Annotated in this window: 25 protein-coding genes; 11 read left to right on the forward strand and 14 right to left on the reverse strand. The window is 32.4% G+C overall.

Annotated elements, in window-relative coordinates; genetic code table 11:
- Positions 1–56 precede the first annotated feature (56 nt).
- Entirely contained in the window at positions 57–2,180 is a 2,124-nt protein-coding gene (locus ABGB03_RS00215) for a TonB-dependent receptor (RefSeq protein ID WP_347923801.1), read from the forward strand.
- Positions 2,181–2,231: 51 nt separating this feature from the next.
- Here ABGB03_RS00215 and ABGB03_RS00220 read toward each other — a convergent pair whose 3' ends face one another.
- A complete protein-coding gene (locus ABGB03_RS00220; RefSeq protein ID WP_347923802.1) occupies positions 2,232–2,663 on the reverse strand; it encodes a hypothetical protein in 432 nt (143 codons plus the stop codon).
- A gap of 141 nt (positions 2,664–2,804) precedes the next feature.
- On the opposite strand from ABGB03_RS00220, the gene greA reads away from it, so the two are divergent.
- Together greA and ABGB03_RS00230 are read left to right on the forward strand one after the other, a co-directional pair.
- Complete coding sequence (gene greA / locus ABGB03_RS00225; RefSeq protein WP_347923804.1) at positions 2,805–3,281, forward strand: transcription elongation factor GreA; 477 nt, start codon at positions 2,805–2,807, stop codon at positions 3,279–3,281.
- Positions 3,281–3,670, forward strand: coding sequence for an HIT family protein (locus ABGB03_RS00230; protein ID WP_347923806.1), 390 nt, complete (start codon positions 3,281–3,283; stop codon positions 3,668–3,670). The genes greA and ABGB03_RS00230 overlap by 1 nt, the downstream gene beginning before the upstream one ends.
- Here the strand turns inward: ABGB03_RS00230 and ABGB03_RS00235 are convergent.
- Entirely contained in the window at positions 3,667–4,020 is a 354-nt protein-coding gene (locus ABGB03_RS00235) for a hypothetical protein (RefSeq protein ID WP_347923807.1), read from the reverse strand. The genes ABGB03_RS00230 and ABGB03_RS00235 overlap by 4 nt on opposite strands.
- Positions 4,021–4,024: 4 nt before the next feature.
- Positions 4,025–5,188: a HAMP domain-containing sensor histidine kinase gene (locus tag ABGB03_RS00240; RefSeq protein ID WP_347923809.1), complete on the reverse strand. Its 1,164-nt coding sequence runs from the start codon at positions 5,186–5,188 to the stop codon at positions 4,025–4,027.
- A 127-nt stretch (positions 5,189–5,315) separates the two neighbouring features.
- Here ABGB03_RS00240 and ABGB03_RS00245 point away from each other — a divergent pair, with 127 nt between their 5' ends.
- The 5 genes from ABGB03_RS00245 to ppk2 (ABGB03_RS00265) all read left to right on the forward strand — a co-directional run bounded on the left by ABGB03_RS00245 (position 5,316) and on the right by ppk2 (ABGB03_RS00265) (position 9,068).
- The gene (locus ABGB03_RS00245) at positions 5,316–6,197 is read left to right on the forward strand and encodes a flavin reductase family protein (RefSeq protein WP_347923811.1); all 882 of its coding nucleotides are present in this window, start codon (positions 5,316–5,318) and stop codon (positions 6,195–6,197) included.
- 39 nt (positions 6,198–6,236) lie between these two features.
- Positions 6,237–6,614, forward strand: a complete 378-nt coding sequence (locus tag ABGB03_RS00250) for a DUF3127 domain-containing protein (RefSeq protein WP_347923813.1) — start codon at positions 6,237–6,239, stop codon at positions 6,612–6,614.
- 110 nt (positions 6,615–6,724) lie between these two features.
- Positions 6,725–7,351 (forward strand): leucyl/phenylalanyl-tRNA--protein transferase, encoded by a 627-nt coding sequence (aat, locus tag ABGB03_RS00255; protein WP_347923815.1) that lies wholly within the window; start codon positions 6,725–6,727, stop codon positions 7,349–7,351.
- 60 nt (positions 7,352–7,411) lie between these two features.
- Positions 7,412–8,251: a polyphosphate kinase 2 gene (gene ppk2 / locus ABGB03_RS00260; protein ID WP_347923817.1), complete on the forward strand. Its 840-nt coding sequence runs from the start codon at positions 7,412–7,414 to the stop codon at positions 8,249–8,251.
- A 10-nt stretch (positions 8,252–8,261) separates the two neighbouring features.
- Complete coding sequence (ppk2, locus tag ABGB03_RS00265; protein WP_347923819.1) at positions 8,262–9,068, forward strand: polyphosphate kinase 2; 807 nt, start codon at positions 8,262–8,264, stop codon at positions 9,066–9,068.
- Here ppk2 (ABGB03_RS00265) and ABGB03_RS00270 read toward each other — a convergent pair.
- The gene (locus ABGB03_RS00270) at positions 9,065–9,628 is read right to left on the reverse strand and encodes a DNA-3-methyladenine glycosylase I (protein WP_347923820.1); all 564 of its coding nucleotides are present in this window, start codon (positions 9,626–9,628) and stop codon (positions 9,065–9,067) included. The genes ppk2 (ABGB03_RS00265) and ABGB03_RS00270 overlap by 4 nt on opposite strands.
- 96 nt (positions 9,629–9,724) lie before the next feature.
- Here ABGB03_RS00270 and ABGB03_RS00275 point away from each other — a divergent pair, with 96 nt between their 5' ends.
- Positions 9,725–10,348: a thioredoxin family protein gene (locus tag ABGB03_RS00275; RefSeq protein ID WP_347923821.1), complete on the forward strand. Its 624-nt coding sequence runs from the start codon at positions 9,725–9,727 to the stop codon at positions 10,346–10,348.
- On the opposite strand, the gene ABGB03_RS00280 is transcribed toward ABGB03_RS00275, so the two are convergent.
- From ABGB03_RS00280 to ABGB03_RS00310, 7 genes are read right to left on the reverse strand one after another with little or no spacing between them, the layout of a single operon-like run.
- Complete coding sequence (locus tag ABGB03_RS00280; protein ID WP_347923823.1) at positions 10,332–11,075, reverse strand: hypothetical protein; 744 nt, start codon at positions 11,073–11,075, stop codon at positions 10,332–10,334. The two genes, ABGB03_RS00275 and ABGB03_RS00280, sit on opposite strands and share 17 nt — an antisense overlap.
- Before the next feature lie 52 nt (positions 11,076–11,127).
- The gene (locus ABGB03_RS00285) at positions 11,128–11,670 is read right to left on the reverse strand and encodes a hypothetical protein (RefSeq protein WP_347923825.1); all 543 of its coding nucleotides are present in this window, start codon (positions 11,668–11,670) and stop codon (positions 11,128–11,130) included.
- A 37-nt stretch (positions 11,671–11,707) separates the two neighbouring features.
- On the reverse strand, positions 11,708–12,403 hold the full coding sequence (gene truB / locus ABGB03_RS00290) for a tRNA pseudouridine(55) synthase TruB (RefSeq protein WP_347923827.1): 696 nt from the start codon (positions 12,401–12,403) through the stop codon (positions 11,708–11,710).
- A gap of 1 nt (position 12,404) precedes the next feature.
- A complete protein-coding gene (locus ABGB03_RS00295; protein ID WP_347923829.1) occupies positions 12,405–13,199 on the reverse strand; it encodes an undecaprenyl-diphosphate phosphatase in 795 nt (264 codons plus the stop codon).
- A 48-nt stretch (positions 13,200–13,247) separates the two neighbouring features.
- Entirely contained in the window at positions 13,248–13,514 is a 267-nt protein-coding gene (locus tag ABGB03_RS00300; RefSeq protein WP_347923831.1) for a DUF3098 domain-containing protein, read from the reverse strand.
- A gap of 2 nt (positions 13,515–13,516) precedes the next feature.
- On the reverse strand, positions 13,517–13,870 hold the full coding sequence (locus ABGB03_RS00305) for a hypothetical protein (protein WP_347923833.1): 354 nt from the start codon (positions 13,868–13,870) through the stop codon (positions 13,517–13,519).
- A 4-nt stretch (positions 13,871–13,874) separates the two neighbouring features.
- Positions 13,875–14,753, reverse strand: coding sequence for a permease-like cell division protein FtsX (locus ABGB03_RS00310; protein WP_347923834.1), 879 nt, complete (start codon positions 14,751–14,753; stop codon positions 13,875–13,877).
- Positions 14,754–14,820: 67 nt separating this feature from the next.
- On the opposite strand from ABGB03_RS00310, the gene ABGB03_RS00315 reads away from it, so the two are divergent.
- Positions 14,821–15,747: a 2-dehydropantoate 2-reductase gene (locus ABGB03_RS00315; protein WP_347923836.1), complete on the forward strand. Its 927-nt coding sequence runs from the start codon at positions 14,821–14,823 to the stop codon at positions 15,745–15,747.
- Here ABGB03_RS00315 and ABGB03_RS00320 read toward each other — a convergent pair.
- From ABGB03_RS00320 to ABGB03_RS00330, 3 genes are read right to left on the reverse strand one after another with little or no spacing between them, the layout of a single operon-like run.
- Positions 15,744–16,655, reverse strand: a complete 912-nt coding sequence (locus ABGB03_RS00320; RefSeq protein ID WP_347923838.1) for a DMT family transporter — start codon at positions 16,653–16,655, stop codon at positions 15,744–15,746. The genes ABGB03_RS00315 and ABGB03_RS00320 overlap by 4 nt on opposite strands.
- Before the next feature lie 21 nt (positions 16,656–16,676).
- Positions 16,677–17,216 carry a DinB family protein gene (locus ABGB03_RS00325; RefSeq protein WP_347923840.1) on the reverse strand — a complete coding sequence of 180 codons (540 nt, stop codon included), beginning with the start codon at positions 17,214–17,216 and terminating at the stop codon, positions 16,677–16,679.
- Positions 17,213–17,554: a helix-turn-helix domain-containing protein gene (locus tag ABGB03_RS00330; RefSeq protein WP_347923842.1), complete on the reverse strand. Its 342-nt coding sequence runs from the start codon at positions 17,552–17,554 to the stop codon at positions 17,213–17,215. The genes ABGB03_RS00325 and ABGB03_RS00330 overlap by 4 nt, the downstream gene beginning before the upstream one ends.
- Positions 17,555–17,688: 134 nt before the next feature.
- Here ABGB03_RS00330 and ABGB03_RS00335 point away from each other — a divergent pair, with 134 nt between their 5' ends.
- Positions 17,689–20,724 carry a class I tRNA ligase family protein gene (locus tag ABGB03_RS00335; RefSeq protein WP_347923844.1) on the forward strand — a complete coding sequence of 1,012 codons (3,036 nt, stop codon included), beginning with the start codon at positions 17,689–17,691 and terminating at the stop codon, positions 20,722–20,724.
- Positions 20,725–20,816: the final 92 nt, after the last annotated feature.

A 20,816-nucleotide genomic window follows, 5' to 3' on the forward strand; every position in this document is an offset into this window, starting at 1 on the left:
TAACAACAAAAGAATAATTACCTCTTTTTATTCGATTATAATTTTATTTAATCGATATGAAAAATTTATTTCTTTTTTTAACACTATTAGTGTTATCAGTCAGTGCAAAAGCACAAGAGTCTACAAAAGTACAAGACACAACTAAAGTTCAGAAACTTGATGAGGTTTTAGTAAAAGCTGTTCGTGTTGAAGCTACTTCACCAATCACGCATTCTAATATTGATAAAAAAGCATTAGAAAAACGTAATCTAGGACAAGATATTCCTGCTCTTTTAAATTATTTGCCCTCAGTAATCACTTCATCTGATGCTGGAGCAGGTATAGGGTATACGTATCTTCGCGTACGAGGTTCGGATGCAACTCGTATTAATGTAACAATAAACGGGATTCCTTATAACGATAGTGAAAGCCAAGGAACATTTTGGGTAAATCTAGGAGATTTTGCATCTTCAACTCAAAATTTGCAATTGCAAAGAGGAGTAGGAACCTCTACAAATGGATCAGGAGCTTTTGGAGGAAGCTTAAACATTTTAACAGATGCAATTTCTAATGAAGCTGGAGGAGAAATTTCAAACTCATTTGGATCGTTCGGAACTCGAAAGCATACAGTAAAATTTACTACAGGAAAGATTAATGAGCATTTTGAATTTGCTGGTAGGTTATCTAAAATTTATTCTGATGGTTATGTAGATAGAGCGTTTAGTGATTTAAAGTCTTATTATTTACAAGGGAGCTATGTTGATGAAAGTACATTAATAAAAGCATTAACCTTTGGGGGAAAAGAGCAAACCTACCAAGCATGGTATGGCTTGTCTGCAGATCAGCTAGAAGAAGATAGAAGACAAAACCCATACACATATGACAATGAAACAGATAATTATTGGCAAAACCATTATCAATTACATTGGAATGAAAAATTGAATAATCAATGGACAACAAACCTTGGGCTAAATTATACTAGAGGAGAAGGTTATTTTGAGCAGTTTAAAGACAATAGAGACGCTGCAGATTATAACAATTTAATTAATGATGGTAGTGATGTTATTGTGCGTCGTTGGTTAGACAATCATTTTTATGTAGTAAATGGAACAGTAACCTATAAAGAAAATGGAACAGAAATCATTTCTGGAGCATCTGTAAACACCTATAAAAATGACCATTATGGCGAGTTAATTTGGGGAAGCGATTTAGCTCCTACTACAAGTATTAGAGACCAATATTATTTTAGTGCATCCGATAAAACTGATTGGAGTATATTTTCTAAAACTAGTTTTAGAGTGTCAAATAAATTAAAAGCATTTGTAGACTTACAAGGACGATTTGTAAATTATAAAACTGTAGGCTTAACATCTAACAGAATACCTATTGATGTTGATGAGTCCTATAGCTTTTTTAATCCTAAAGTTGGATTAACGTATAAAATTAATAACAATAATAGTTTGTACGCATCATATGGAAAAGCGAATAAAGAACCTAATAGGAATGATTTTGAAAGTAATGCAGCTAAAGTGAAGCATGAAAGTTTAAACGATTTTGAATTTGGATGGCGATTTATTAATGATAAGTTAAGCTTAAATACCAATATTTATTATATGGATTATAAAAATCAACTAGTGCTTACTGGAGCTATAGATAATGTTGGTGAATATTTGCGAGAAAATATAGATAATAGTTATAGATTAGGATTAGAAGTTGATGCTAGTTTAAATATTTCAAAAAAATGGATGCTTAATTCAAACTTTGCTTTAAGCGAAAATAAGATTGACGAGTTAGTAATAGATAGAGATGGTACTTTAGCCAACTTCGGAAAGACAAATATAGCTTTTTCTCCAAATTTTGTATCTGGGAATTCCATTACTTACACGCCTAATCAAAACTTGCAATTAGCTCTACTAGGTAAATACGTAAGTTCACAGTATTTAAGTAATACAGATACTGATGCGTCGAAAATTGATGGATATTTTGTGAGTGATTTTAATGCGATGTACGAACTAAAAGTTAATAGTATTTTTAAGTCGATTGCGTTTAAAGCATTAGTAAATAATCTTTTCAATAAAGAATATGTCGATAGAGGTTATACGTATTTAAATACATGGAGTGGACCAACTTCTATCGAAGAACAAGGCTATTATCCTCAAGCTACAACAAATTTCTTGGTTGGAGTTACGTTAAAGTTTTAAATAAGTAGCTTTTTGAAGTTATAAAAACCTCTACAAATATTGTAGAGGTTTTTAATTATTTATAATTAAGTCATTTCCGCTTTGTTCTACTCTGTATGCTTTTAACCCACAGTTTAAATTAGGATCACTTAGCGGTTGTCCTGTAATCAAACTATAAACATTTGCATCACTACAGCCGCAAGTGCCTTCCAACCCATTTACTTCTAGTTTCGAACACGAACTTGGTGTATGGTTTGGGTCGCTAGCATCCCAAGCTAAAAAACCAGTACCAGAATTTGTAACAATGAGACCACCATTACCAACATTAGGAACAAAAACAGAATTGCTTACAAACTGTAAAGAACTATACTGTGGTAAGTTTAAGTTTATACTTGTATTAACACCTATATTAAGTAGAAACCTACAGTTACGATTATTAATATCACTCTTGCTACAAGAGACTAATAGTAAAGGAAATAGTAGACTGAGTATGAGTTTTTTCATAGTAATTTAGAATTCTGCTGCAATTTACAATAATAACGCTATTAATGTAAATTTTGTATATTTGTACTACAATTTCATGTAGATGAGATGTATTGTGTTTATAGATAATCTATGAGCACTTTTTTAATTAAAAGAGGAATTATGAGCAACGTATCTTATTACACTGCTGAGGGATTAAAAAGGTTACGAGCAGAGTTAAAACAATTAAAAGATATAGAGCGTCCAAAAGCATCTAATGCAATTGCTGAGGCAAGAGATAAAGGTGATTTAAGTGAAAACGCTGAGTATGATGCTGCCAAAGAAGCTCAAGGAATGCTTGAGATGAAAATCGCTAAGCTTGAAGAAGCTTTAGCTGGAGCAAGACTTATTGACGAATCTCAACTAGATTTGTCAAAAGTATTAGCACTATCTATTGTAAAAATTAAAAATCAAGCCAATGGTATGGAAATGACCTATACTTTGGTAGCTGATGGTGAAGCAGATTTGGCGTCAGGAAAAATATCTATAAACTCTCCTATTGGCAAAGGCTTGCTAGGAAAATCTGTTGGAGATGTAGCAAAAATTCAAGTTCCAAATGGGATCATAAATTTTGAAATTTTAGAAATATCAAGATCCTAATGGCATCTATTTTTACTAAAATAATAAATGGTGAGATACCTTGCTATAAGGTAGCCGAAACTGAAGACTTCTTAGCTTTTTTAGATGTAAATCCTAATGCTAAAGGGCACACATTGTGCGTTCCAAAAATTGAGATTGATAAAATTTTTGATCTAGATGAAGCTACTTATAATGGATTAATGAGTTTTTCTAGAAAAGTGGCGATTGCTATTGAAAAGACGATTGACTGTAAGCGAGTAGGAATGTCTGTAATCGGATTAGAGGTTCCTCATACACATGTACACTTAATTCCATTAAATTCTATGGAAGATGCTCGTTTTGTCAATAAAGTGTCTTTAACTCAAAGCGAATTTGAAGAATTAGCAAAGGCTATTAATAGCAATCTTTAAATTTTAATAACTCCAATACCAATTAGTATTCCTATAAGTATTAAAACATCTAAGGATATTAAAAGTACCCATGCCAATTGTTTTAATTTAAAAGATTTTGGCTTAGGAGTAAATGCTTTTTTCTTGTAATCTACAACACGATCTATCTCATCAGTCCAACGAATAGGAAAAATCTCAGTATTACATACACTACATTTTAACTCATGAATTATATCATTCGTCCATGACTTGTAAAAACGTGTTTCAGTATGTTTTTGATTAAAGCTTAATTGTAATCCTTCAGTTGAAAAACATTCTGGACAATTATTATTAAGAGATTCGGTTTTTATATGAATATAATTTTGTTTCATAATATTAAGCCGAAATTATTTTTAACGAAATTTGTATCGTAGTACCTTTTCCAATTTCAGAAGACACCACTTTTATTTTTCCATCATGGTAATCTTCTACAATACGTTTTGCAAGTGATAAGCCTAAACCCCAACCACGTTTTTTACTTGTAAAACCAGGTTCGAATATTTTTTTAAACCGAGCTTTTGGAATTCCACTTCCAGTATCAGAAACTCTTATGTAAACATACTTGTCATTTGGTAACACTTCAATTTTTAATTGACCTTTACCTTTCATTGCATCTATAGCATTTTTCACTAAATTTTCTATAGTCCAACCATAAAGCTGCCTGTTTAGATTTACATTAATTGAATCATTTGGAGCAACTAACTCGAAATCTACTAATTTGGAAGAACGCGTTTTTAAGTAGTTATAAGCCTCTTTGGTTTCATTAATAATATTTGAGGTTTCTAGTGTTGGGATAGACCCAATTTTACTAAATCGTTCTGTAATAGTTTGAAGTCTATCGATATCTTTTTCAATTTCTTGAATATGCTCTGGATTTACGTTTTCCATTTTTAATATCTCTGTCCACCCAATTAAAGATGATAAAGGCGTACCAATTTGATGTGCTGTTTCTTTTGCCATTCCAGTCCATAACTTGTTTTGAGTGGCAACTTTTGAACTTTTATAAAAGAAAAATGCCACTGCTCCAAATAAAATGATAATTAGAATTAAAGCTAATGGGTAGTATTTTAGTTTATTTAGTAATGGAGAGTTTCCATATACTATAGTTCCATATTCGGTTTCTTGATAATTAACAGAAATAGGAATATTTTCTTTTTCATAACGATCCCTTAATTTATTTAGATAAGTATTAACATCACTAATATTTGTGGTGTCAATATTTTTTAAAATTCTAAATTCACCTTCTGGAGTAACCATCATCATTGGATTTGTAATGCTAGTTGAATCTGTTAAAATATGAGAAGTCACAGGATTCACATCCGCATCTAAGTCATACATGTTTCCTAAAAAATCACTTTGAGCATAGGACCAAGTTCCCATTTTTACGCGCTCTTCAGCTTTAAATTTTTGAAAAAAATCGTATGTATTCCAAAGAATTAAAGAAATAATAGCAAAAGATGCTACTACAATAACCCAACGTAAAATGTTTCTGTTACTCAAAAAAGATAAGTTTGATTTTTCAATTTTAAATATAATGTAAATATGTTAATATTATTGTCCTAGTTGTTAGTAAAATGGTTTTTAGTTAATACTTAGATTGTTAACTTTGTTGCTCAAAATTTTAGAGATGCTTTCGTTAGAACCAAAGGACATATCAGTAGGGAAATTACATAGTTATTTACTAAGTGCTATAGCACCAAGACCTATTGCGTTTGCTAGTACCATAGATGCTGATGGAAATCCTAATTTATCACCATTTAGTTTCTTTAATGTTTTTAGTGCTAACCCTCCAATCATGATTTTTTCGCCTGCAAGACGTGTTAGAGATAATACCACTAAGCACACCTTAGATAATGTAGATAAGGTAAAAGAAGTGGTTATTAATGTGGTGAATTTTGATATCGTTCATCAAATGTCATTAAGTAGCACAGAGTATCCTGAAAATGTCAACGAATTTGAGAAAGCAGGATTAACTATGTTGGAGTCTGATTTGGTAAAGCCATTTAGAGTAGCCGAATCTCCAATTCAATTTGAGTGTAAGGTTAACGAGGTTATTAAGCTAGGTACAGAAGGAGGTGCAGGAAATTTAATAATTTGTGAAGTGGTAAAGTTTCACATTGCTAGTGAAGTTCTCAATGACGATAAAAGTATTAGCCAAGAAAAATTAGACTTGGTAGCCAGAGCTGGCGGAAGTTATTATAGTAGAGCAAATAAAGGTTTTTTCGAAATTCCTAAACCATTATCAACTTTAGGAATAGGCGTAGATGCCATGCCTGAGTATGTTAAAAATAGTATGATTTTAACTGGAAATGACCTTGGAATGTTAGGGAATATTGAAACTTTGCCAAGTAATAAAGAAATAGAAGATTTTATAAAAGATGTAAGTGAACGTTATCCTAATGTTAGAGGTATGTCGCATAGAGAAAAGCACAAAATTGCACAAAACTATTTAAGTTATGGTGATGTTGAAAGTGCTTGGAAATTATTATTATCAGAAAATATAAATTAGAATTAAAATTAACAGAAATAAATAATTAAGTAAGAACCGATGGAAGTACAAGGAAAAATTAAAGTAATTGGAGAAACTCAAACGTTTGGAACAAATGGGTTTAGAAAGAGAGAAGTAGTTGTCACTACAGAAGAGCAATATCCACAACACATAATGATAGAGTTTGTTCAAGATAAAACAGAATTATTAGATGCTTATCAAGCTGGACAGCAAGTTAAAATTAACATCAATCTTAGAGGTAGAGAATGGGTGAATCCACAAGGAGAAACAAAATATTTTAATTCAATTCAAGGTTGGAGAATAGAAAATGTACAACAAGAAGCTTCAAATGGAAATGTATCACCAGTACCACCAACAGAAGCTTTTGAACCTGTTGATAGTTTAAATGAAGATGAACACGACGATCTTCCTTTTTAAAATATACTTTTGAAATAAAAAGCCTCAATCTTTGTATTGAGGCTTTTTTGTTGAGATAAATTATCTTAATTTTCATAAACATTAAAACCACTACACTTAATCATATCTATATGCACTTTCTTACTATAAATAGCAATTTTCCAGATGTTTCTATGGCAAATGAAGATGGATTGCTAGCAATTGGAGGTGATTTGACAGTTGAACGTTTAATAGAGGCATACAAAAGCGGAATCTTCCCATGGTATGAAACAGGACAACCAGTTTTGTGGTGGTCGCCAGATCCTAGATTTGTGCTTTTTCCTAATAAATTGAAAGTTTCTAAAAGTATGAGGCAAATACTAAAAAACAGTAACTATACAGTAACAGTAAATAAAGATTTTAGAAGCGTAATTACAGAATGTGCAATAGCTAAAAGAGAAGGACAATCTAGCACTTGGATTACTAATGAAATGATTGAGGCTTATTGCGATTTACACAATTTAGGATTTGCAAAATCCGTTGAGGTTTGGCGAGAAAATAAGCTAGTAGCAGGACTTTATGGCGTTGATTTAAATGGGGAAGTATTTAGTGGAGAAAGTATGTTTACTAAAGAAAGTAATGCAAGTAAAGTAGGCTTTATAACATTTGTAAATAACTCAAACTACAGTCTAATAGATTGTCAAGTACATACAAGTCACTTAGAGAGCTTAGGAGCCGAATATATAGCTCGAAGTAAATACATAAAATCACTAAATTGACAAAAGTCATAGGTAGAAAAAAATAAAAGGTAGATATTCGTAAAACATAATCAAAAATTAATGCTTACAAGAGAAGATTTTAATCAGTATGAAGACAAAGAAAAGTTTTTAGATATTCTTAAAAATAAGATAGATAAAAACATTCTAGATGAAATTGTTGAAAAAGCTCAATATGAAAAAGAATTGTTACAACTTCAAGCGGAATTAGTGAATTTACAACGTTGGGTGGCAAAACATAAAAAACGAGTGTGTGTTATTTTTGAAGGGCGTGATGCTGCTGGAAAAGGTGGAGCCATACGTAGATTTACAGAGCACTTAAATCCTCGTTCAAATCGTGTGGTTGCCTTAACCAAACCAACCGAAGTTGAAAAGGGACAGTGGTATTTTAGACGCTATATTAAAGAACTTCCAGAACCAGGTGAGATCGTATTTTTTGATAGAAGTTGGTATAATCGTGCTGTGGTTGAACCTGTTATGGGGTTTTGTACAGATAGAGAGTACGAAAAATTCATGGTTCAAGTTACTGAGTTTGAACACATGTTATACGAAGATGGTGTAGATATTATAAAGTTTTGGTTTTCAATAACCAAAGATGAGCAAGCAAGACGTTTTGAAGCGAGATTGAAAAACCCATTAAAGCGATGGAAATTTAGTCCTGTTGATAAAGAAGGGCAAGTGCGTTGGGATGATTATACATTTTACAAAAAACAAATGTTTAGCAAAACCCATACAACATTTAGCCCTTGGATGTTGATCATTACAAATAATAAAAGACAAGCACGATTAGAAAGTATGCGTTATTTATTATCTAAGTTTGATTATGAAGGGAAACGAAAATCAGGTTTAACAATGTTGAGAGACCCAAATGTGGTGCAACGTTATCATAGAGCTATAAAATAAGACACTAGAAATGACAGAAAATTTAACAGATAAAGATTTAAAGCTCTTAAGTTCAAAAAAAGGGATTAAGCAATTCCTAAAAGAGGAAAATTTTACGATTCCTAAAATACTTCGTTATGTGAAGTATGAAAACAAGTTAAAACAACTTCAAGAAGAACTCATAAAACTTCAAAAATGGGTTGGAGAAAATGATGAAAAAGTAGTAATTCTATTTGAAGGTCGAGATGCAGCTGGAAAAGGTGGAGCTATTAGAAGAACAACAGAACATCTTAACCCTAGAGAGTTTAAAGTGGTAGCTTTACCTAAACCAACCGAAGACGAAAAGAGCCAATGGTACTTTCAGCGTTATATAAACCATTTACCTAAAAAAGGAAAAATTGTATTTTTTGATAGAAGTTGGTACAATCGTGCTGTGGTAGAACCAGTTAATAATTTTTGTACACAAGAAGAATATCAACGATTTATGAATCAGGTAAATGAGTTTGAGCGAATGCTTATTGAGTCAGGAATTCGACTTATAAAATTCTATTTTTCAATTTCAAAAGAAGAACAAGCTGAACGTTTCGAGGATATTAAAACAAGTCCATTAAAAAAATGGAAGTTTAGTGCTGTTGATGCTAAAGCTATAGAACTTTGGGACAATTATACAGAGTATAAAACAAAAATGTTTGAAAAAACAAATACTGAATTATCACCTTGGATTATTATTAAAGCAAACAGAAAGATTAGAGCAAGAGTTGAAGCTATTCAAAAAATATTAGAAGTAATTCCTTACGATTCTAAAGATTTAGAAGTAATTAAGCCTATAAATTTTTAAACTTCATTATATCTAAAACAGGATACTTCATGGTCGTTAACCATTCCTGTAGCTTGCATATGTGCATATACAACGGTTGTGCCAACAAACTTAAACCCTCTCTTTTTTAAATCTTTACTAATTGTATTGCTTAATTCGGTATTTGCAGGAGCATCTTTATAATTGGCAATAGTATTTTTTATTGGTTTTCCATTTGTGAATTGCCATATATAATCACTAAAACTTCCAAATTCTTCCTGAATTTTCATAAATGCGATTGCATTGCTTATAGTAGCATTTACTTTTAGCTTATTCCTGATTATTCCAGCATCTTGCAATAAAGCATCAACTTTTTTCTGATTGTACTTCGCAATTTTTTTATAGTCAAAATTATCAAATGCTTTTCTAAAGTTTTCCCTTTTTCGTAAAACAGTAATCCAGCTTAATCCAGCTTGAAACGTTTCAAGAATTAAAAACTCAAACAAGGTTGCATCATCGTAAACAGGAACGCCCCATTCTGTGTCGTGATACTGTTCGTATAAATCATCTCCAACACACCAACCACATTTGTGCTTTATCATATTTGTAAGGTTATTAAATTTGTACTACTAATGTAATGATTGTTACCAAAAAAGAAGCAGTATATTTTTAAATTTGCAAAGAATTACTAAGTAAAAATGATGAATAACCATATAATTGAAGAAAGTATAGCTAAAGGGATTTCTTATGTAGCATATAGAAATCTTGTTGAAAATTTAGTAAGTGAAAACGATACAACTGGAGATAACAAAACTGAAGCTTTAATAGAATATACCAAACTTAATGATAGACGAATGACGAGATGGGATAAAACACTAAAAATTCCATTAGATGTTGAAAAAAAAATTAAATCTATCGACTCGAAAGTAACTTGGTTGGTTATTACCGAAAGTTGGTGTGGAGACGCAGCACATGTGATGCCAGTAATAAACAAAGTCGCAGAATTGAATAAAAATATCAATTTTAAGGTGGTTTTAAGAGATGAAAATGATGCTTTAATGAATTTGTTTTTAACCAATGGAAGTAAATCTATCCCTAAACTAGTAATGCTTGATGATGCTACTAACGATGTTGTTTCAACGTATGGCCCAAGACCAACTGTAGCAACAAAATTGGTAAATGATTACAAAAAGGAACATGGTGTGTTAACACCTGAGTTTAAACAAGATTTACAAGTTTGGTATAATAAGGATAAAGGACAGAGTACTTTAGAAGACCTCACACAATTACTTTGCGAGTTACAACCTAGTTTTTGCCTCTAAACAGGAAAGTGATTGTCCCTAATTGAGAAGCTTTTTCAGGATTTTTATTAAACTTAGATTCTTTAGCATATTCCAATGCGTGATCTATTAAACAGCCATTTTCAGAAGAAGATGACGCATTAATATAAGTATCAACAACATTTCCTTCATGGTTAACAGTAATGTTTACTACTATTTTCCCACCTTGTTCACATAAATAAATAGGCGTTGGTAAAAAGGTGTGTATTCTGTCTACCAAAGAATAACTTACTGAGCTGTTTTTATTAGCACTGTTTTCAGCATTTTTTTGACTTTCAAGGCGTTTGCTTACAACGTCATTTATGTTTCCAAATGCAGACGTTTTATCTTTGTTACTTCCACTATTTGAAGCAGTTAGTACATTGTTATCTTGATTGGCAGTTTTTAATTCTTCAATACTTGTACGATTTTTTATGGCTTCCATTTGCTCTTCAAAAGCCTCATCAACTGCTTTATCATTTTCATAAGTCTTCGTTTCATTAAAAGCTTGGTTTGTTGCTGGAGTTGCCATTAAATTATCTAAGCTTTTTAAAATATCTTCCAGTTCTTCTTTTTCCTCTTCTTCAACAGCTTCAGCATCCATTTCAAAAAAAGTTTCTGCAACGAGTTTCTCTTTCTTTTTGATATGAACTGTAAACCCAAGAAGTATTACTGCAGTAGATAATAATGCAGTTGCAATTAGGGCTTTATATGTATTAGAAACAGACATTTTCTAGTAATAAATTACGCATTATTATATACGTAGAGTTCTCGAAAATAGTTTAAAACCACATAAATTCAAAAAAAACAGAGATACTTGATAGTTTATCCAGCTGTTTGTGTCCAAACCGTTTTCTGGAAAAATCCAACCCAATTAGAAATGAATTTGTATAATCCTCATTAAAAATTTCTACTCCAGCGCCCACTTTATACATGGTTCCAGACTCAAAAGATTTTCCTAAATTTAAGAAACGACCATAACCAGACCTAATAAACACATTGTCATCGTCGGCAATAATATTATATCTAAAACTTAAGTGTGCGGGAAAGAAATGCAAACCGCTTTCAGAATGCCAATTATACTCTAAATTAAACCCAATAACCGAGCGTTCATCAAATCTATACCCAAATGTATTATTAACAAAAAAGGCACTTGGAAGAATTAAGGAACCTGTATCATCATCTTGAGTAATTGTGTATTCCTCATTAATAGTTAAAGTAGTTGCTAAAGAGATTTTATAATAGAATCCGTTGGTTTCTGCATCATCTTGAGAATACATGACAAGTGATATAAACAGAAAAAGAATTGTAAATAATTGCTTCATAAATTGGTTTTGTTAGAAGCAAAATGATTATCAAGAATTATTCCGAAGGCAAACTTTCTATAAAATTTTCGATAGAAAATGCTTTATCAACATTAAAATCACCAATTTTGGTACGCCTCAAAGCTGTTAAGTGCCCTCCAGATTGTAATGCTTTTCCAAAATCGTTAGCAAGTGAACGAATGTATGTGCCTTTGCTACATACCACTCTAAAATCCACCTGAGTATTTTCAAATCTTGTGATTTCAAATTCTGAAATATTGATAGTTCTTGGTTTAATTTCTACAGTTTCCCCAGCTCTAGCAAATTCATATAGACGTTTTCCGTCTTTTTTTATAGCTGAAAAAACAGGAGGGTATTGCTCGATATCTCCAATAAATTGTTGGGTTGTTTTATCAACTAGTTGCTCGGTAATATGATCAGTTGGATATGTTTTGTCAATATCAGTCTCCAAATCAAACGATGGCGTGGTACTTCCTAGGGTTATGGTTCCAGTATATTCTTTTACTTGCGCTTGAAATTCATTGATTTGTTTAGTCATTTTTCCAGTACAAATCACTAATAATCCTGTGGCTAGAGGGTCTAAAGTGCCTGCGTGACCAACCTTAATTTTCTTTATATCGAAGGTTTTTCTAATATGCCATCGTAACTTATTTACTACTTGAAAAGAGGTCCAATTTAGAGGTTTATCAATTAGTAATATTTGACCGTTTTTGAAATCTTCTAAAGTTTTCATATTAACTGTAAAAAGAAACTCCTATTGCAATTAAACCAACAATAACACAGTAATAAGCAAAGTATTTTAGCTTGCTTTTCTTGACTAAAGCAATCATCCAAGTACAAGCAAACAATCCTGAAATAAATGCTGCTACAAAACCTATAGATAAGGCAGTGAAATTCTGACTATCATAAGTAAGCTCTCCACTAAGCACGTCTTTGGCTATCTTACCAAAAATTAAAGGAACTACCATTAAAAATGAAAAGCGTGCAGCTTTTGTTTTGTCATTTCCTAAAAGAACTGACGTCGATATAGTTGCTCCCGAACGAGAAATTCCTGGCAACATGGCAATGGCTTGCGAAAAACCAATAACTAAAGCGTTAGAAAACGATACTTTTTTACTGGTATTTCTTGCTTTATCAGCTAAGTAGAGTAACAACGCTGTAATGATTAGCATAAAACCAACTAGTTTGATGTTACCTCCAAAAAGTGCAGATAATTCACTTTCAAACGTAAAGCCAATAATAGCTGCTGGTAGCATTGACACTGCAATTTTTGCTACAAATTTGGTGTCTTCATTCCATTTAAAAGCAAAAATGCCTTTAATGATATCGTAAATGTCTTTTCTAAAAACCACAATAGTGCTTAAGGCAGTAGCAAAGTGTAAAACGACTGTAAATAAGAGACTCTCTTCTGGAACTAAATTGTCTCCAAGTATAGCTTTGCCAAGTTCTAAATGACCACTTGATGATACAGGTAAAAATTCGGTAAGCCCTTGTATAATTCCTAATAAAATAGCGTCAATTACTTCCATGAGGCAAATGTATTAAAATAGGGTGACCTTAAAATATGAAAGAGAATTTTATTTTTTAGAATCTGTTTTATCAGGATTGAGTAGAATCGCATAAACTTGAATACCAAATCCAATAAGTACAAGTGTTGGTGCTAATCTAATACGTCTCCAATGAAATATACTCTCATCAAACACATTTGGGTCATCACTACCACCACCAGACATTAGAATAAAACCTACAGCAATAAAAGCAATGCCAATAAGCATGAATTTATAATTCTTCTTTCCAAATAGAAAATTACTTTTTGTGTCTTGTTTTCGCTTTTGTTCTCCCATAGTTAATCAAATTCAGTAAAAATGATAGTATCTCCAATGACTAATTGCGAAATATGTTCCGAAGTAGCCATACCACCAAAAACTTTTGCTAAATGCAAAGTAACAGTTTTATTTAAAACAGTAGTGTTAAGATCGTCTAAATTTAATCCTCGCTCTAAACCTCTATTGATATAATACCTATCTCCTCCATTGTCATGAAATACGATATCATTACTAGAACCTTCAGTAATTTTGATAATAGTGGTAGTTACAACAACACTATCATCTAATGTAATATTACTAACAATACAAGATCTTACAACCAAAAAAACAGTAAACAAAGAAAAAAGTAATATGACAATAATAACTTTTTTCATAGTATTAATAGTATAACTGGTCAGTCTTTAAGTTTAAAAAACGTTGAGTTGCAATATATGTGCTAATCCAAGTAATTAAAATCCCAATTAAAAATACACCAATAAACAAGCTAACAAGTAGTAACTCATTTCTAAGTAATTTTAACTCTGGAAACGTCTTGTTTACGTAATACAATACAATTGCCATTCCTATTAATGCTAGAACAGCACCAATTATTCCCAGTTTAACACTACGCCATACAAATGGACGTCTTATAAATTGTTTGGTAGCTCCAACCATTTGCATGGTTTTAATAGTAAACCGTTTTGAATATACAGCTAATCTAATAGAACTATTAATAAGTAACACCGCAATAAGTGTAAATAAGGCACTAATAATTAACACCCAAAAACTAATGCGTTTAACGTTGCTATTCATCATTGATACTAAATCTTTATCGTAACGCACATCGTCCACAAATTTCTTGGTTAGCGTTGCTTGCGAAATACTATCTAATCGTTGCTCGGTGACAAAATCTGCTTTTAAATTAACTTCAATGGAGTTTTGTAAAGGATTATGGCCAATGTCATCCAAAAAATCTTCACCATATTCGCCTTTCATAAAATCTGCAGCGTCTTCTTTAGACAAATATTTAGTTTCTTTTACATAATTTGCAAGCGTTAAACTCTTTTCTAGTTGATTTATTTCAACCTCTTTAGCAGTATCATTTAAGTAAATGGTCATCACGACACGCTCTTTAAAATTATCCGAAATAGTTTTAGCGTTCAAGACCAACATGCCTAACAATCCTAATAAAAACAACACCAAAGCAATACTAATGACTACTGAGAAATATGAAGATATTAACCGACGTTTTTGATGTTTTTCAAATGCTGAACTCATAAAGTTTTTCTTGTTAGCGTAAAAATATAAAAGTATCTTTAATCTATAATTATAATAACTAAAACATATGAACATTGTTGTTGTAGGTGCTGGTGGTGTTGGAGGATATTTTGGGGGAAAATTAGCACAAGCTGAATTTAATGTTACTTTTATTGTTAGAGGTAAAACACTTCAAGCTATAAAAGGTAATGGATTAAAAGTAAAAAGTGTTAATGGTGATTTTGTGGTGCATCCTAAAGTTACTGATGACGTTTCGACCATACAAAATCCAGATGTAGTCATTCTTGGTGTAAAGTCTTGGCAAATTGAGGCTATAGCCAAAGGGCTTAAAGATGTTATTACTAAGAATACGATGGTATTGCCATTGCAAAATGGCGCTGATAATGCCGATAGATTACGAAATATACTTCCGCAAGAAAACGTACTTGCAGGACTGTGTAAAATAGTGAGTAAAATTGAAGCGCCAGGTGTTATTAATCACTTTGCTTTTGAACCGGAAATTGTTTTTGGTGAATATGATAGTAAGCTCACATCTAGAGTAAAAAAAGTGAAATCAGCTTTTGATAAAGCAGGGTTTAAAAGCACTATTTCAGAAAACATCCAATTAGATATTTGGAAAAAGTTTCTTTTTATTACAACAATAAGTGGTATTGGAGCTATCACACGCGTGGTTTATGGAGAGATTAGAAAGGATGATTATTTAAGACAAATTATGTATCAAACAGCTAATGAAATTGTAGCAATAGCGAATGCAAAAGGGATTGCGTTAACCAATAATGATATTGAAATGACGTTAAAAATTATAGATAATTTTAATCATGGGACCACAGCATCTATGCAACGAGATTTTATGGCTGGACGCCCAAGTGAACTAGAAAATTTTAATGGCTATATCGTAAAACAAGGAAAAGAACTTCATCTTTTAACTCCAGCAAACTCATTTATATATCATTGTTTATTACCACAGGAAAGAAAAGCTCGAGGACTAAGTTAGTTTTGCTTTAGGGGTTTTCTACTTATTAAATAAACGCCAGAAACGACAAGTAAACAGCTTAATATTTTTACTAAATTAATGTCTTGTGCATACTCTTCGTGCATCAAAATATATGCATAAATACTTACCATTATAAAGCTAACAGCTGGCTGTAAATACACATAGCTTCCAGTAACCGAAGGCGATACATAGTTTAACGCATAAATATTAAATAAGTAAGCTAAAAAGGTGGTGAAAACAACCACAAAACTAACAGCTAAGTATGTGTTTAAATCAAAAGAGGAAAAATCAGTAGCAAGAAAATCCCCTATTCCAAATGGAAACATAAACACAAACCCAAATAAAAACACCCAACTAATCACATTTAATGCATTGTATTTTTTCATCATTGGTTTTACAATAACTAAGTATAAAGCATAGGAACAAGCATTGATAAAAACAAACAAGTTTCCTAATGTAGAACTCGTTCCAGCAGCACTTTTACCATACCAAATTAGTAAGACAGCTCCAATACCACCAACGGTGATGCCTATAAGTTTGTTTTTAGTTATTTTTTCTTTCAGAATTAAGGCACTAAACACTAAAACCATCACAGGAATCGAGGTTATAATAATGGAAGCGTCGATTGGTGAGGTTAAATTTAAACCATGAAAAAATAATAATTGATTGGTAGCAACTCCAAGCAAGCCACAAAGCGCTAATCTAAAAATATCTTTTTTGTCAATACGTTCTTTAATAAATGATTTTATGACCCAGAAAAGAATTCCAGCTCCAATAATTCTTAAAAAAACAAATGCCGAAGGGCCAATTTTATTTGGCATAATGCCTTTGGCTATAATATAGTTTGCTCCATATATAACATTAGCCCCAAGTAATGCTAAATGGGCTTTAAAAAGATTGCTTTTCAATAGTCTTTATTTTGATAATGGTTATAAATATCGCTCTTTAATAATTTTAAAATGTCTTAGCTCATGGCCAGCAATATGATAGGCTAATGCCCTAACTGTTCTTTTGTTAATAATGCTTCCATCTGTGTCTATTCCAGAACCACTTCTTAAAAAACTATCTTCAGGTAAATAATTAAAAAGAGTTAAAGTTGCTTTTCTTACAGATTCATATTCTTCAAAAATACTATCTAAACTTCGTTCATTAGCTTTCGAATAAATAGCATAATTGTTTTCTTCAAAACCATGCAAAGGAGTATCGTCATTCCTTGCATATCTTAAAGCACGATAAGTAAAAATTCGTTCGTCGTCAATTAGATGAACTAAAATTTCTTTAATCGTCCACTTATTGTCTGCATATCTAAAGTAGAGCTTTTCTTCAGGCAATTTATATATAAAGCTTTTAATTGTTAAAAAATTTTGCCACAGTTGGTCAAGTATGTTTTCGTCGTCTTGTAATAAATCCATGTAAATATGTGAATATTTTGGATATTCTGACGGTTTAGGTTTTTTAATAGTTCTCATTTTAAATTATATGTATTCGCCCATTTTTTGGACCACTTACCTAAGGGTTCAATTAAGTTAAATAACTCTTTCCCTTGACTAGTTAATACATAGCCATTAATTGTTCTTTCCAAAAAACCAGCAAGAGTTAATTCTTTTATTCTTTTATTTAAAGTTGTAGGGGAGATATTTTCGCAATAAGCTTGTAATGCTCTAAAAGTACTTGGGCCATTATTTAAATGCCAAATAACACCCATTGACCAGTTTCTACCTAACAAATCAAAAATCACCATTATTGGCTGACCTGTTTTCGATCCTCTTACTGGTTTTCCAGGGGTTGGCTGTGATTTATTATTCATGATGCTACATTTAAAGTAGCAATGTTACATAATATGTAGCGTCTTACAAAATAATAATTACTAATTTTCTTAAAGGTTTTACTGTTTTCTTTATTAACCGTAAATTTGCGCTTTTAATTACGGAAAGCAATACGATGAAATACCATTTCAACGAGATAGAAGCCAAATGGCAAAAATATTGGGCAGACAACCAAACGTTTAAAGCGGAAAACAAGTCAGAAAAGCCAAAATATTATGTGTTAGATATGTTCCCTTATCCATCTGGAGCAGGATTGCATGTTGGACATCCATTAGGGTATATTGCTAGTGACATTTATGCACGTTACAAACGTCATAAAGGGTTTAATGTGCTGCATCCTCAAGGGTATGATAGTTTCGGGTTGCCTGCAGAACAGTATGCCATTCAAACTGGCCAACATCCAGCAATTACTGCCGAAGAAAACATCAAAACCTATCGTCGTCAGTTAGACCAAATTGGTTTTTCATTCGATTGGTCTCGTGAAGTCAGAACGTCTGACCCAAGTTATTACAAATGGACGCAGTGGATTTTCATTCGACTGTTTAATTCTTGGTATAATAACGATTCTGATAAAGCTGAAAACATATCAGAACTGATTAAAGTTTTTGAAGCTGAAGGAAACGCAAATGTCAATGCTAAATGTGATGATGATGTAGAAATATTTACAGCGGATGAATGGAACAATTATTCATCAGAACAACAACAAGAAATTTTACTAAAATACAGATTAACCTATTTAGCTGAAACCGAAGTAAACTGGTGTCCTGCCTTAGGAACAGTGCTAGCCAATGACGAAATTGTCAATGGTGTGTCTGAGCGTGGAGGACATCCAGTTATTAGGAAAAAAATGACACAATGGAGTATGCGTATTTCTGCTTATGCTGAACGTTTGCTTCAAGGGTTGGACACCATTGATTGGCCAGAACCACTAAAAGAAATCCAACGCAATTGGATTGGAAAATCGGTTGGTGCTTCGGTTACTTTTAATGTATTGCCAAATGTCACCCTGAGCGCAGTCGAAGGGTCTCATCAAATTTCTGTATTTACAACACGTCCTGATACCATTTTTGGTGTGTCTTTTATGACCTTAGCTCCAGAACATGAACTAGTGTCAAAAATCACTACACCAGAACAAAAAGCTGAGGTTGAGGCTTATATTGAAGCAACTGCAAAACGTAGTGAACGTGATAGAATGGCAGATGTAAAAACCATTTCCGGTGCGTTTACAGGAGCTTATGCTGAGCATCCTTTTACCAAAGAACCAATTCCCATTTGGATTGGCGATTACGTGTTAGCTGGTTATGGGACAGGAGCAGTTATGTCAGTACCTTGTGGTGACCAACGTGATTACGATTTTGCTAAACACTTTAATATTCCTATTCCTAATATTTTTGAAGGTGTAGATATTTCTAAAGAAGCCTTTGCAGATAAAGACAATACCATTATTGCAAATAGTGATTTTTTAAATGGGTTGACGTATAAAAAAGCTGTAAAAACAGCTATTTATGAATTAGAAAAACTAGGTCAAGGCGAAGGAAAGACCAATTACAGATTGCGTGATGCAGTGTTTTCTCGTCAGCGTTATTGGGGAGAGCCATTCCCTGTGTATTACGTCAATGGTATGCCACAAATGATTGATGTTGAGTATTTACCAATCACTTTACCAGAAGTAGAAAAATATTTACCAACCGAAACGGGTGAACCACCTTTAGGAAACGCCACACATTGGGCTTGGGATACAAAAAATAATAAAGTAGTCTCAAATGACCTTGTCACCCTGAGCGCAGTCGAAGGGTCTCATAATGGCGTCTATCCTCTTGAATTAAACACAATGCCTGGTTGGGCAGGAAGCTCACAGTATTTTAATCGTTATATGGATCCTCAAAATGATGAGGAAATATTCTCTCAAGATGCCATTAACTATTGGCAGCAAGTCGATCTATATATAGGAGGAAGCGAACATGCCACAGGACATTTATTATACTCCCGTTTCTGGCAAAAGTTTATGTTTGATTTGGGTCTAGTACCTCATGATGAGTTTGCTAAAAAATTGATTAACCAAGGAATGATTTTGGGGACTAGTGCTTTTGTATATCGAGCTTTACTACAAATTAACCAATCTGATAATAACATTTATGACAGCAAGGAAGTTCAGGAGTTTTGCTCAAAATTGATTCTGAATAATGCGATTTTTATTTCTGAATCAAAGGTCGATAGCTTTGAATCTTCGAATATTTATCAAAATAAAATTGATTTTGTTCAAAAGGCAATATTAGAGAATTTCCCAGGATCAGAACATGTAAATGTTGAATATGTTATTAATCAAATTCATGCAGATGTAAATATTGTTAACTCGTCAGATGAATTAGATGTTAATGCTTTTAAAAAGCACCCGTTGAATCAGGATTTTAAGGATGCAGAATTCATTTATGAAGATGATGGAACTTTCAAGGTAAAACGCGACGTCGAAAAAATGTCCAAATCTAAATACAACGTGGTCAATCCAGATCAAATTTGTATCGATTATGGAGCAGACAGCTTGCGTCTGTATGAAATGTTTCTTGGGCCATTAGAGCAATACAAACCTTGGAATACGGCTGGAATTACAGGCGTGCATAGTTTCCTTAAAAAATTATGGAAGTTGTATAATGACGACAATGGTTTTAAAGTTACAGACGTTGCACCAACTAAAGACACCCTAAAAACATTACATAAAACCATAAAGAAAGTAGAAGAAGATATTGAAAATTTCTCTTTTAATACATCAGTCTCTACCTTTATGATTGCATGTAATGAGCTCACTGCTCAAAAGTGTACAAGCAAACAAATTTTAGAACCGTTATTGGTGTTAATCTCACCTTATGCACCTCATATCGCTGAGGAATTATGGAATCAGTTAGGTCATGACAAATCGATTTCAACAGCAGATTTTCCAAAATTTGATGAAAGTCATTTGGTAGAAAGTACTAAAAATTATCCAATTTCGTTTAATGGTAAAATGCGTTTCACATTAGAGCTATCATTAGATTTAAGTAAAGATGACATTGAAAAAGCTGTATTGGCAAACGACAAAACTAAAGAGCAATTACAAGGTCGAGAACCTAAAAAAGTAATTGTAGTTCCTGGTAAAATTGTGAATATTGTTGGCTAACGAATAAAAAACTCTCCTCCTTTTTAAGGAGAAGTGGCTTCATTTCTGTGAAACGAAATGAAGACGAGGTGGTTGATAACCCTTCCGTCACT

This window comes from Pontimicrobium sp. SW4 (assembly GCF_039954625.1).
GTDB lineage: Bacteria > Bacteroidota > Bacteroidia > Flavobacteriales > Flavobacteriaceae > Pontimicrobium.

Coding starts and splice junctions, on each gene's coding strand:
- ABGB03_RS00215 (WP_347923801.1), top strand. CDS start 57: ATGAAAAATTTATTTCTTTTTTTAACACTATTAGTGTTATCAGTCAGT.
- ABGB03_RS00220 (WP_347923802.1), bottom strand. CDS start 2,663: ATGAAAAAACTCATACTCAGTCTACTATTTCCTTTACTATTAGTCTCT.
- greA (WP_347923804.1), top strand. CDS start 2,805: ATGAGCAACGTATCTTATTACACTGCTGAGGGATTAAAAAGGTTACGA.
- ABGB03_RS00230 (WP_347923806.1), top strand. CDS start 3,281: ATGGCATCTATTTTTACTAAAATAATAAATGGTGAGATACCTTGCTAT.
- ABGB03_RS00235 (WP_347923807.1), bottom strand. CDS start 4,020: ATGAAACAAAATTATATTCATATAAAAACCGAATCTCTTAATAATAAT.
- ABGB03_RS00245 (WP_347923811.1), top strand. CDS start 5,316: ATGCTTTCGTTAGAACCAAAGGACATATCAGTAGGGAAATTACATAGT.
- ABGB03_RS00250 (WP_347923813.1), top strand. CDS start 6,237: ATGGAAGTACAAGGAAAAATTAAAGTAATTGGAGAAACTCAAACGTTT.
- aat (WP_347923815.1), top strand. CDS start 6,725: ATGCACTTTCTTACTATAAATAGCAATTTTCCAGATGTTTCTATGGCA.
- ppk2 (WP_347923817.1), top strand. CDS start 7,412: ATGCTTACAAGAGAAGATTTTAATCAGTATGAAGACAAAGAAAAGTTT.
- ppk2 (WP_347923819.1), top strand. CDS start 8,262: ATGACAGAAAATTTAACAGATAAAGATTTAAAGCTCTTAAGTTCAAAA.
- ABGB03_RS00270 (WP_347923820.1), bottom strand. CDS start 9,628: ATGATAAAGCACAAATGTGGTTGGTGTGTTGGAGATGATTTATACGAA.
- ABGB03_RS00275 (WP_347923821.1), top strand. CDS start 9,725: ATGATGAATAACCATATAATTGAAGAAAGTATAGCTAAAGGGATTTCT.
- ABGB03_RS00280 (WP_347923823.1), bottom strand. CDS start 11,075: ATGTCTGTTTCTAATACATATAAAGCCCTAATTGCAACTGCATTATTA.
- ABGB03_RS00285 (WP_347923825.1), bottom strand. CDS start 11,670: ATGAAGCAATTATTTACAATTCTTTTTCTGTTTATATCACTTGTCATG.
- truB (WP_347923827.1), bottom strand. CDS start 12,403: ATGAAAACTTTAGAAGATTTCAAAAACGGTCAAATATTACTAATTGAT.
- ABGB03_RS00295 (WP_347923829.1), bottom strand. CDS start 13,199: ATGGAAGTAATTGACGCTATTTTATTAGGAATTATACAAGGGCTTACC.
- ABGB03_RS00300 (WP_347923831.1), bottom strand. CDS start 13,514: ATGGGAGAACAAAAGCGAAAACAAGACACAAAAAGTAATTTTCTATTT.
- ABGB03_RS00305 (WP_347923833.1), bottom strand. CDS start 13,870: ATGAAAAAAGTTATTATTGTCATATTACTTTTTTCTTTGTTTACTGTT.
- ABGB03_RS00310 (WP_347923834.1), bottom strand. CDS start 14,753: ATGAGTTCAGCATTTGAAAAACATCAAAAACGTCGGTTAATATCTTCA.
- ABGB03_RS00315 (WP_347923836.1), top strand. CDS start 14,821: ATGAACATTGTTGTTGTAGGTGCTGGTGGTGTTGGAGGATATTTTGGG.
- ABGB03_RS00325 (WP_347923840.1), bottom strand. CDS start 17,216: ATGAGAACTATTAAAAAACCTAAACCGTCAGAATATCCAAAATATTCA.
- ABGB03_RS00330 (WP_347923842.1), bottom strand. CDS start 17,554: ATGAATAATAAATCACAGCCAACCCCTGGAAAACCAGTAAGAGGATCG.
- ABGB03_RS00335 (WP_347923844.1), top strand. CDS start 17,689: ATGAAATACCATTTCAACGAGATAGAAGCCAAATGGCAAAAATATTGG.